The 11,962-nt window shown below is 29.6% G+C and carries 10 protein-coding genes; 9 read left to right on the top strand and 1 reads right to left on the bottom strand.

The features are described 5' to 3' along the window. Positions 1-5 precede the first annotated feature (5 nt). The 5 genes from BR69_RS0102560 (at position 6) to BR69_RS0102540 (ending at position 5,166) form a co-directional block, all read left to right on the top strand. Positions 6-1,100 (top strand): aminotransferase class V-fold PLP-dependent enzyme, encoded by a 1,095-nt coding sequence (locus tag BR69_RS0102560; RefSeq protein WP_027631784.1) that lies wholly within the window; start codon positions 6-8, stop codon positions 1,098-1,100. A gap of 15 nt (positions 1,101-1,115) precedes the next feature. After that, positions 1,116-2,276 carry a YhfX family PLP-dependent enzyme gene (locus BR69_RS0102555; RefSeq protein WP_027631783.1) on the top strand — a complete coding sequence of 387 codons (1,161 nt, stop codon included), beginning with the start codon at positions 1,116-1,118 and terminating at the stop codon, positions 2,274-2,276. Positions 2,277-2,299: 23 nt separating this feature from the next. After that, positions 2,300-3,514, top strand: a complete 1,215-nt coding sequence (locus BR69_RS0102550; RefSeq protein WP_027631782.1) for a phosphopentomutase — start codon at positions 2,300-2,302, stop codon at positions 3,512-3,514. 453 nt (positions 3,515-3,967) lie between these two features. After that, positions 3,968-4,606 (top strand): histidine phosphatase family protein, encoded by a 639-nt coding sequence (locus tag BR69_RS0102545; protein WP_027631781.1) that lies wholly within the window; start codon positions 3,968-3,970, stop codon positions 4,604-4,606. 287 nt (positions 4,607-4,893) lie between these two features. Continuing rightward, a complete protein-coding gene (locus BR69_RS0102540; RefSeq protein WP_027631780.1) occupies positions 4,894-5,166 on the top strand; it encodes a hypothetical protein in 273 nt (90 codons plus the stop codon). A gap of 505 nt (positions 5,167-5,671) precedes the next feature. Here BR69_RS0102540 and BR69_RS0102535 read toward each other — a convergent pair. After that, positions 5,672-6,442 (bottom strand): LytR/AlgR family response regulator transcription factor, encoded by a 771-nt coding sequence (locus tag BR69_RS0102535; protein ID WP_027631779.1) that lies wholly within the window; start codon positions 6,440-6,442, stop codon positions 5,672-5,674. A gap of 663 nt (positions 6,443-7,105) precedes the next feature. Here BR69_RS0102535 and yaaA point away from each other — a divergent pair. The 4 genes from yaaA to BR69_RS0102515 all read left to right on the top strand — a co-directional run bounded on the left by yaaA (position 7,106) and on the right by BR69_RS0102515 (position 11,769). Next, on the top strand, positions 7,106-7,870 hold the full coding sequence (gene yaaA, locus BR69_RS0102530) for a peroxide stress protein YaaA (protein WP_027631778.1): 765 nt from the start codon (positions 7,106-7,108) through the stop codon (positions 7,868-7,870). 562 nt (positions 7,871-8,432) lie between these two features. Beyond that, positions 8,433-8,699, top strand: coding sequence for a metal-sensing transcriptional repressor (locus BR69_RS0102525; RefSeq protein WP_027631777.1), 267 nt, complete (start codon positions 8,433-8,435; stop codon positions 8,697-8,699). Positions 8,700-8,734: 35 nt separating this feature from the next. After that, positions 8,735-11,395, top strand: coding sequence for a heavy metal translocating P-type ATPase (locus BR69_RS0102520; protein ID WP_034849108.1), 2,661 nt, complete (start codon positions 8,735-8,737; stop codon positions 11,393-11,395). Between the two features lie 173 nt (positions 11,396-11,568). Then, on the top strand, positions 11,569-11,769 hold the full coding sequence (locus BR69_RS0102515; RefSeq protein ID WP_027631775.1) for a heavy-metal-associated domain-containing protein: 201 nt from the start codon (positions 11,569-11,571) through the stop codon (positions 11,767-11,769). Positions 11,770-11,962: the final 193 nt, after the last annotated feature.

The raw sequence follows: 11,962 nt of genomic DNA, 5'->3' as shown, positions 1-11,962 counted from the left end.
AAAATATGAACACATTTCCATTGGAATCAATAAGTATTGAAGAAGCTATGGATTTTCAATTTACCCTTATAGATAAGGTGACGAAACAGTTTAAAGGATCAGATATACTATCCTTAGGTGATTTAGGAGTGGTTAAGGGGTTAAATAAGCCTTTAACTACAAAAAAGGTAGAGAAGGTAATAGCAGAGTTTTTTAATGCAGAAGAAGCAATGCTTGTTAGAGGAGCTGGAACAGGAGCTTTAAGATGGGGAATTATAAGTTTCTTAAAGCCGGGAGACACAATCCTTGTCCATGATGCTCCTATTTATCCAACTACAAAAACTACCTTAGAGACTATGGGTATAAATGTAGTCAATGCAGACTTTAATTCCTTAGATAATATAAAAGAAGTATTAAAAAGTACTAAGGTTCAAGGAGCTTTAGTTCAATATACAAGACAAAAGATAGAAGATAGTTATGATATGACAGAGGTTATAAACATAATAAAAGAATGTGATAAGGATATAAAAATAATAACTGATGATAATTATGCTGTGATGAAGGTTAAAAACATAGGAGTTCAATGTGGAGCAGATCTTTCAGCATTTTCATCCTTTAAGTTACTTGGACCAGAAGGTGTTGGGATTTTAGTTGGGAAAAAAGAATTAATAGATAAGGTTATCTCTTTAAATTATTCAGGAGGAAGCCAAGTACAAGGTTTTGAGGCAATGGAAGCATTAAGAGGTCTTGTTTATGCACCAGTTTCATTAGCAATACAAGCTAAAGTAAATGAGGAGCTAGTTACAAGATTAAATAATAAGGAAGTGGCAGGAGTTAAGAAAGCATTTTTAGCTAATGCACAATCCAAGGTTTTATTAGTGGAATTAGAAGAAGAAATTGCTGATAGAGTTTTAAGTGAAGCAGAAGCTTTAGGAGCGGCACCAAATCCAGTAGGAGCTGAATCAAAATACGAATTTGTACCAATGTTTTATAGGGTTTCTGGAACCTTTAGAGCAGCAGATAAAACTCTAGAAAAGAGAATGATTAGAATAAATCCAATGAGAAGTGGAGCAGATACTGTAATTAGAATATTAAAAGAGGCTATAGATAAAGCAATATAAGAAAGAGGTGAAACCATGTTCTTAGATATAACATTACAGAAAAATCCAAAGCTTATAGATGCAGCTATAAAACTTCATAGAGAAGGTAAGATACTACCTGATACCTATGTTATAGACATGGATGCTTTCTTATATAATGGAAAAATTATTAAAGAAGAAGCTGATAAATATGGAATAAAGCTTTATTTTATGACAAAGCAAGTAGGACGTAATCCTCTTCTTGGAAAAGAACTTATGAAACTTGGTTATGAAGGAGCAGTAGCAGTTGATTATAAAGAAGCTAAGGTTCTTTCAGATAATGGAGTGAAACTTGGTCATGTAGGACATTTAGTACAAATACCAAAGTCATCCTTAAAAGAATTAATTAGAAGAGGAATAGATTATATAACAGTATATTCAGTGGAAAAAGCTAAGGAAATAGATGAAGTAGCAAGGGATTTAAATATTACTCAGAAGATAATCCTTAGAGTAATTGATAGAAATGATATTCTTTATCCAGCACAGTATGGCGGATTTTACTTAGAATATCTTAAAGAAGCAGCAGAAGAAATAAATAAATTACCAAATATAAAAATAGATGGGGTTTGTTCTTTTCCTTGCTTTCTATACGATGAAGAGGCAAAAAGAATTAAGGAAACCCCTAATGTAAAAACAGTTTTAAAAGGAAAGGATATATTAGAAGATTATCTTAAAAGACCTTTAGGAGAAATAAACATGCCTTCTGCAACTTCAGTTGAAAATATGAAGTTAATAAGTGATTTTGGAGGAACTCATGGAGAGCCAGGCCATGGACTTACAGGAACAACGCCTTATGGTGCTTGTAATGATGACTGCGTGGAAATCCCCTCTATGGTTTATGTTACAGAAGTTTCCCATAACTTAGGAGAAGAAAGTTTTGTTTATGGTGGTGGTCATTATAGAAGATCACACATGGAAAATGTTTTAGTGGCTGATAAAAATCACAATAGAAAAAAACTAAAGGTAGAAGAGCCTTCTTTAGAATCTATAGACTATTATTTTACCTTAAAGGGTAACAGTGAAGTATCTAGTACTGCCATAATGGCTTTTAGAACTCAACTTTTTGTAACAAGAAGTAATGTGGCAATAGTAAAAGGAATTAAAGATAACAAACCAGAGTTAGTTGGAATATATGATGTATTTGGAAGGGAAGTATAACCTTTCAAAGAAAGGAGATACCAATGAAAAGATTTATTGTAATTGTACTTGATGGTTTTGGAATAGGATATATGGAGGATGCAAAGGTGGTAAGACCTAGTGATGTAGGTTCTAACACATTAAAACATATATTAGATAAAGTAGGAGGATTAAAACTTCCTAATTTAGAAGCTTTAGGGCTTATGAATGCCCTAGGAGAAGATTATAAGGAGATGAAAAAGTCCACCTTGGGAACCTTTGGTTCAGCTAATTTAACTCATTTTGGAGCTGATACCTTTTATGGTCATCAGGAAATCATGGGAACTAATCCTAAGATGCCAGTAAAGGAGCCTTTTACAAAAAATATAAATAAAGTAAAGGCAGCCTTAGAGGAAAAAGGTTATAAAGCTGAAATTCATAAGGGTAATGAAGCAGAATTTTTAGTTGTTAATGATGTATTAACTGTAGCTGATAATATAGAGGCGGATCTTGGACAAGCTTATAATATTACTTCTGCTTTAGATTATATAGACTTTAAAGAAGTACTTAAAATAGGGAAGATAGTAAGAGCTAATGTAAAAGTATCAAGGGTTATAACCTTTGGTGGAGAGGAGATAGATATAAATAATATCTTAAATGCTGTAGAGGAGAAACCAAATGGATTTATAGGAATAAATGCACCTAAATCAGGGGTATACGACAATGGATATCAATGCATACATCTAGGTTATGGAATAGACCCAGAGGTTCAGGCTCCAACTATTCTTGGAAGAGCAGGTATAGATGTAACTCTTCTTGGAAAGGTTGCAGATATTGTAAGTAATGACTTTGGAAAGAGTATATCCTGTGTAGATACTGAGGAGGTACTAAAGCTTACCTTAAAGGAAATGGATGAAATTAAAGAAGGATTTATATGTACTAACGTCCAAGAAACTGACCTAAGTGGTCATGGAGAAGATGCTTTTAAGTATGCAGAGAAGTTAAAAATTGCAGATAAATATATAGGTGAAATAAAGGACAAACTAAGTGAAGAAGATATACTATTAATTATGGCTGACCACGGTAATGATCCAACCATAGGACATAGTAGACATACTAGAGAAAGGGTTCCTCTTCTTATAACAGGACATAAAATAAAGAGTGGAATAGACCTAGGTACTAGGAGAACTTTATCTGATGTAGGGGCAACTGTACTCAATTACTTTAATAAAGAAGGTAATGAGAATGGAGAGAGTTTCTTAAAAGACATATTAAAGTAGGTATATATTGTAAATGCTCCCATAAAGTAGATAGAACCTAAAAATCTATTTAAATCTACTTTATGGGAGTATTTTATTATAGAAAACTTAAGTTAATTCATTGTGCTAGTTAAGTCTTTAAAGTAGTAAAAAATGTGTTTCTAAATTATAAAGTTCTGAAATTAAGAAACTAAAAGTTACTGGCTTAAAGATAATATGATTAAAGGAAGCTAAAAAGTTTTAAATAGTATATAATATTATTTAGTGAATATTATTCAATAATTATAGGGTTTTAAGTTTTAAACTTAATTTATACATCTATCCAAAGAAAGATAAATCAAGGATATTTTTAAGGGATAAGTTAAGTGTTTATGTAAAAACCCTATAACTTACTTTAACTAAAGATATTTTTGGTGTTAATGATAAAAGAATTTATTAGTACCACTGAAAATTTTAATTATACAAGGAGGCAAAATGACTACTTTATACTTAACAAGACATGGACAAACTATGTGGAATTTAGAGAAAAGACTTCAAGGAACACAAAATTCCCCATTAACTAAGGCGGGAATAATGCAGGCAGAGGATTTAAGAGATAGACTTAAAGATGTAGACATAGATGTAATATATACAAGTCCTTTGGAGAGAGCTTATAAAACTGCAGAGATAATAAGAGGGCATAAGGATATTCCTTTATTAACTCATAATGGCTTAAAGGAAATAAACTTTGGCGCATGGGAGGGGATGACCCTAGAGGAAATAGAAGGAGTAAAGGAATATAAGGAAGAGTATAAAAAGTTCTTTAATACACCTTCTAAATATACCCCTTTTCAAGGAGAAGTGGTGTTAGACTTTGTAAATAGAATACAACATGCAATTATAGATATAATAAATAATAATAAGGATAAAAAGGTATTAATAGTCACCCATGGAATGACATTAAAGTTCTTAATGACATTATTTAAAAATCTTAATATAGATGATATAGTTTCTCTACCAGTTATGGGGCAAGCTACCTTAACTCATATAGAAGTAGATAATAACCAATATAATATACTTCTAGAAGATGATAGGAGTCATTATAGACAAGAGTTTATAACTAAAGGATGGTAGTTACATATTAAGAAGTTCTAATCTTTAAATATTAGATTAGAACTTTTGATTAGTCTATATTATTATATAGAATATTGAGTACAAAATAGGGTAAACCTTAATATATAACATTAAAAATATAAATAATAAAATATAATAAAATGATTTTAATTCAGAATAAAATATAATATAATAAATTTATATGTTTTTAGTGAATGATGGGGATAATTCGACTAAATTATAAAGTTTAAAACATTTTTTACGATTATATGAGTATAAATTTTTTTAGTTTTGGAGTGGGATTTTTCATGGAAATATTAGAAGAGTTTAATAATTCAGACGATTTAGTATTGATTAGGTGTGTAATCAATAAGGATTGTGGTGATCACTTTAAAGGAAAGGATTACAACGGGAAAAATTATATAATAATGAAGACTGAAGCAACAAAAAGGTTCAAAAAAGGAACAGATGATACCTTTTATGCTATAAAAGAAGTTAAGGGATTAGTATTAAAAAAAGAAGTATATCACCCGATAACAACTAAAGAATATGAGAGTATAAGAAAAAATTTAGGAATATAAAAGATATTATACATAAAAATAATGATAAATTTGGTTCAGCTGAGGTATTTACTCCAGCTGAATTTTATTTTAATAATTTTTAATTTAAGATATATTGAGATTTTAGCATATCTATATAAAAATATACGATTATGCTTTCAATAATGTATAAAAACTATTAATTAATAATTTTTATACATTGTTTAAGGCAAGTTTTTTTATTAATAGAAGATAAAATATATAATAAAAACATAGATTATAGAGAATATTAAAATGTATAAACTCACTACATCTTTTAATTAATTTATGATCTATAATAAGACCCTTAATAAAATTAAAACATCCTACATATTAATTAAATACTAAGATCCTATATAGATAAGGCGGCAGATTTGTCGTCTTATTTATATAGGATCTTATAATAATTTTAAGTTTAGCTTATCCTAGGACTACAAGCTGGAATAGCCTATTTTATTAGGAAGCTTATATATGACAGCTGGTAGTCCTAAGATAAGTTCATAGAGGGTTAATTACCAGAAAATCTTGCCTTATCATATAATGATACAAGTTCTTTAAGTTTTCTAACAGACACAAGACATAGATATTTATTATTTATTTCAGCTGTGAAGTTTTTAATATTAATCTTAGATACATGGTCTATGTTAACTACAAAGGATCTATGACATCTAAAAAACTTTTCATCAAGTTTTAAAGAAAGGTTTTTTAAGCTATCATAAACTTCATATTCTTCATAGGGTGTATGTATAATTATTTTATGAGTATTTTCAATAGATTCTATATACAAGATATCTTTCATTTCTAAAGATAGAATTCTTTCCTTGGTACATATGTTTAATAATGACTTAGAAGGAAGAGTATTATAATAGGTGGATAGTTTTCTCTTAACAGAAAATAAACATTTTTTAAGACGATTCTTAACATCCATTTCTATCCCTTTTACTATAAAATCCATTACCTCTAAGTTATATAAAAATACATAATTCATTATTTCAGAATGTCCCGTCAGAAAAATTAAGGTTCCAAAGGGGTCCATATGTCTTATCTTTTCACCTAAATAAAATCCTAACTTTTCACTTTTTATATTTATGTCAATGACATATATGCTTTTAGAGTTTGGATGAATGCTAAGATAATTTTCAATATCCTCAACATCCTCAGTGGATAATTCAAGGTTGAAATCATCATCGAAGTTATTTTCAATTATTAACTCTTTTAAGGTATCTTCTATAAATTTTCTTTGAGTCTTGCTATCTTCAAGTAATATTATGTTATTCAAAACAAAACCTCCCTAGTTTACTTTAACTAAAATATAATATATATAAAAGTAGGAATAATGTCATTAATGATGTATTTTAAAATTATTAACTGATTTAAGGATAGGATACTATATTGTTATTAATATTTTGTAAATATAATATAGTATTAAATATACAGTACAATATTTAATTAATTAGAATAAATCATAACATTACCTATAAAAATATTTCACGGTTATGCAATCTTAAGTGTATAAGTATTATCATATATAGAAAAAATTACGACTAATATGTCGAAAATAAAATATATATAACTGGAGTGTTTATAATAAAAAATGTAAGTTAAAGGCTACCCACCACAACAGAATAAGTATTTTTTTATATCAGTTATGTATTTAAAATTCATTAACTGTAGTAATTAATAGTGATTTATTCAAAGCTTATAACTTATAAAAATCCTTATGTAATAAACAACCCAAATAACTTTTTTAGTAGTTTTATTAAACCATTTAATCAAACCCAAAAGTAATATTAAATAAATAGCATGGCATGTGCCATGCTATTTATTTTTGAAAAACTTTATATTTTATTATATACTATTAATGGGGATTTTTAAATAATAAAGATTATTAGTAAGTAAAATAATATATTTAAGTTTATAATATATTTGTGAGGTGAAGATTATGATAGCTATAATTTCTCCAGCTAAGACCTTGGAGTATGATAAAAAAGTATATACAGATATTTCTTTGGAACCACATTTTAAAAAGGAAAGTGAAGAGATTGCTCATATATTAAAGGGGTATAGCCCAGAGGATATAAGTAGCCTTATGAAGCTTAGTGAAAAACTTTCAGAACTTAATTTTTATAGGTTTCAAAAGTTTGGAATGAATGATAATGAAAGAAGACAAAGTCTTATTGTATTTTCAGGGGATGTTTATAAAGGTATTAATGTTATGGATTTTAAAGAAGAGGATTTTATTTTTGCAAAAGACCATTTAAGAATTCTTTCAGGAATATATGGGATACTAAATCCCTTAGATAATATAGAACCCTATAGGCTAGAAATGGGAACCAAGCTTAAAAACCCTAAAGGAAAAGATTTGTATGATTTTTGGAAAGAAAAATCTACAGCTTTTATGAGGGAGGAACTTAAGAATCATAAGGAAAAGATACTTTTAAATTTAGCTTCTGAAGAATACAGTAAATCCATAGATTTTAATAACTTAGGAAAAGATACTAAGGTTGTAAATGTTGCTTTTAAAGAGTTTAGAAATGGAAGTTATAAAATAATAGCCTTATATGCTAAAAGAGCAAGGGGACTTATGAGTAGATATATAATTAAGAATAAAATAGATAAGTTAGAGGACATAAAAGGCTTCAATGAGGAAGACTATAAGTTTAATGAAGAGCTTTCTTCAAAAAATACTTTAGTATTTACAAGATAAGTTTAACATTAAATATAGGACGTAATTATAAGGGTTAAAAAAGCTTTAAAACAATATTTAGAACATATTTAATAAAAATTAAATATTTAATTTTATATTATTATAAAGGCACCATGAATTTAATATTAAAATTCATGGTGCCTTTAAGCATATATATATATATTAGGATAAGGATTTGTGTACTTCTACTATTAATGATTTATAATTAAAGACAGATAATATAAAAATTCATTATAATTACATAATTTAGATTTAAGATATACATATTAAAAATAAGGACTAAAATTTATACATTAACTTTTGCTTTAGTTAACTTAAAGTCTTTAAGTCGGTGGATATTAGATTCTTGATTCTAAAACTCTATACTTTAAGAGCATAAATTTTTACTACTTTAAAGACTTAACTAATACTGTAGATTACAGTATTAAATGTAGCATAATTCCCTAATAGATAATTAAAAAACAATAATTATAAAGAAAAATATAAAAAACTATTGATATAAATTATCATTAGTGTTATATTATAAATATAAAGCACCCCCCAGGGGGGAGGAGGTAATAAAATGAGCGATGAAAGAAAAAAAGCTCTTCAAGCATTAAAGACTGCTAGAGGACAGATAGATGGAATAGTAAAAATGTTAGAGGATGATAGATATTGTATAGATGTATCAAATCAAATTATTGCAGCAGGGGCTCAGCTTAAAAGAGCAAATATGATAATTTTAGAAAATCATATGAATCATTGTGTTAAGGAAGCTTTTTTACATGAAAGTGGAGAGGAAAAGGTAAAAGAGCTTATGCAAGTATTAGACAAATTGATTTATAAGTAAATTAATAAATTCATAAGGGTTAAGGAGGTTTTTAGATGATTACAAGTACTTTTAAGATAGAAGGAATGACTTGTGCAGCTTGTGCTAAGGCAGTGGAACGTGTTAGTAAAAAGCTAGATGGGGTAGACAGTGCATCAGTAAATATAGCCACAGAAAAATTAACTATATCTTATGATGAAAAGAAGGTTAAAAAATTAGATATAGAAAAGGCTATAGAGAAAGGTGGATATAAGGCTATCTCAAATGATTTAACAAAAGTATTTAAAATAGAGGGTATGACCTGTGCAGCATGTACTCGTGCAGTAGAGAGGGCAGTTAAAAAATTAGAAGGGGTAAGTGAAGCTAGTGTTAATATAGCTACAGAAAAGCTTACTATAAGCTATGATCCTTCCAAGTTAACTGAGGTAAATATTAAGGAGTCAGTAGAAAAGGCTGGATATAAAGCTTTAACTGATGATATAACAAGGACTTTTAAGATAGAAGGAATGACATGTGCTTCTTGTGCTAAGGCAGTAGAAAGAGCAGTTAAGAAATTAGAAGGAGTAAGTGAGGCCAGTGTTAATATAGCCACAGAAAAGCTTACTATGTCCTATGATGGAAGTGTTTTAAGAGGGGCCGATATAAAAGCAGCAGTAGAAAAGGCAGGATATAAGGCTATAGAGAACACTAAAGAAGTCAATGATTCTCACCAAGATAAAAAGGCGGAAGAAAGTAGAGAACTTTGGAGACGATTTATTGTATCACTTATTTTTTCAGTACCATTATTGTATATAGCTATGGGTTCTATGATGGGACTTAGTGTACCAAGTTTTATAGACCCTAAGGTTAATGCTTTTAACTTTGCGATAGTACAAGTTATACTAACAATACCAGTAATGTATGAGGGAAGAAAATTCTTCAAGAGTGGATTTAAGGCCTTGATTGGAAAGAGCCCTAATATGGATTCCTTAGTATCTATAGGATCTATAGCAGCTTTTTTATATGGAATTTTTGCAATTGTTCAAATAGGAAAGGGATATCATCATTATACTCATGAACTATATTTTGAATCTGCAGCTACAATTCTTACATTAATAACCCTTGGTAAGTATTTAGAAAGTGTAACTAAGGGAAAAACTTCAGAGGCAATTAAAAAACTTATGGGGCTGGCACCTAAAAATGCCATAATAATAAAAGATGGTAAGGAAATATCTATACCTATAGATGAAGTTATGGTAGGAGATATTATAGTTGTAAAACCAGGAGAAAAGCTTCCAGTAGATGGAGAAATAGTTGAGGGACAAACTTCTATTGATGAATCTATGCTTACAGGAGAAAGTATTCCTGTAGATAAGAAGGCGGGAGATAAGGTAATAGGAGCTTCTATAAATAAAAATGGATATATAAAATATAAGGCAACAAAGGTAGGGGCCGATACAGCTCTTGCACAAATAATAAAACTTGTTGAAGAAGCGCAAGGGTCAAAGGCACCAATTGCAAAATTAGCAGATGTTATTTCAGGATATTTTGTGCCAGTAGTTATTGCTTTATCTATAATATCTTCTTTAGCTTGGTTTATAAGCGGTAAAGATCTAGTCTTTACATTAACTATATTTATTTCTGTTCTTGTTATAGCTTGTCCATGTGCATTAGGACTTGCTACTCCTACAGCTATAATGGTTGGTACAGGAAAGGGAGCAGAAAATGGAGTGCTTATTAAGAGCGGAGAAGCTTTAGAAACTGCTCATAAAATAGATACTATTATCTTTGATAAAACAGGTACTATAACAGAAGGTAAACCAAAGGTAACTAATATTATATCCCTAAAGGATGGAGAAAATGATGATATTTTACTTTCTTTATCAGCTAGTTTAGAGAAGGCTTCAGAGCATCCTCTTGGAGAGGCTATAGTAAAAGAAGCTGAAAATAGAAATATAGAATTTAAGAAGGTTGAAAGCTTCAACTCTATATCTGGTAAAGGTATAGAAGGAGTTATTGAAGGAAAGAACATTCTAATAGGTAACTTAAAGCTTATGGCAGAAAATAATATAGATATAGAAAAGGCTAAGGCTTTAAGTGATGAACTTGCATTAGAAGGTAAAACTCCAATGTTTATGGCAGTTAATGGAGAGTTATATGGAGTTATAGCAGTAGCTGATACTGTTAAAGCTAGCAGTAAAAAAGCTATTGATGCTCTTCATGGTATGGGAATTAAAGTAGTTATGCTTACAGGAGATAATAAGAATACAGCTAGAGCTATAGCAAAGGAAGTAGGAATTGATAAAGTTGTAGCTGAAGTTCTTCCAGAGAATAAGGCTGAAGAAGTTAAGGCTCTTCAAAATGAAGGAAGAATGGTTGCTATGGTAGGAGATGGAATAAATGATGCTCCAGCACTTGCAGCTTCCCACATAGGAATTGCCATAGGTTCAGGTACAGATGTTGCCATTGAATCAGCAGATATTGTTCTTATGAGAAGTGATTTGATGGATGTACCAACAGCTATAAAGCTAAGTAAGAAAACCATATTAAATATAAAGGAAAATCTGTTCTGGGCATTTGCTTATAATACCCTTGGAATACCAGTAGCTATGGGAGTATGGTATGCATTTGGTGGTAAGCTTTTAAATCCTATGATAGCAGCCCTTGCCATGAGTTTTAGTTCAGTATCAGTTCTTTTAAATGCTTTAAGACTTAAGAGATTTAAGGCATATAAATAGAAGGAATCTTCTTTCAGGCGGTGTTCTTTCCACCAACTGAAGGTTAGATAAGCTCATCTAGGGTTGAGGCAACTGTTATCCTACAGCTTCTATCCATCAGATAAAATATTAAAAATGTGCCATGACAAGGGGCATTGTACCTTGTACAGTATATATTTAAAGGAGAGATATTTATGAAAAAGGTAGTAATAGAAGGAATGAGCTGTAACCATTGTGTAGGACACGTTAAAAATGGTTTAATGGAAGTTGAAGGAGTAACTTCAGTAGAGGTGGATTTAGCTTCTAAGACAGCTACAATAGAGGGAGAAATCTCTGATGAAAAGATAAAAGAAGTTATAGATGAAGTAGGATATGAAGTTGTATCTATAAATTAATATAAAATTGTGGCTGTGGCACTAAAGAATCTACATACAATATATTGATTTGCAAATTTAAAATTAGCACAATATATTGTAATATTTATTCTTAGTGCCACAGCCCTAAAATTTTATCATAATGAGCTATGATAATTAATGATTTTAAAATTTTATAATCTAATAAAGATTATAAAAAAGAAATAGGGAACTA

It is taken from the genome of Clostridium hydrogeniformans DSM 21757 (assembly GCF_000686705.1).
GTDB lineage: Bacteria > Bacillota > Clostridia > Clostridiales > Clostridiaceae > Clostridium_Z > Clostridium_Z hydrogeniformans.
The sequence above is the reverse complement of the archived record's forward strand: the minus strand, read 5'-3'. Positions and strand labels throughout refer to the sequence as shown.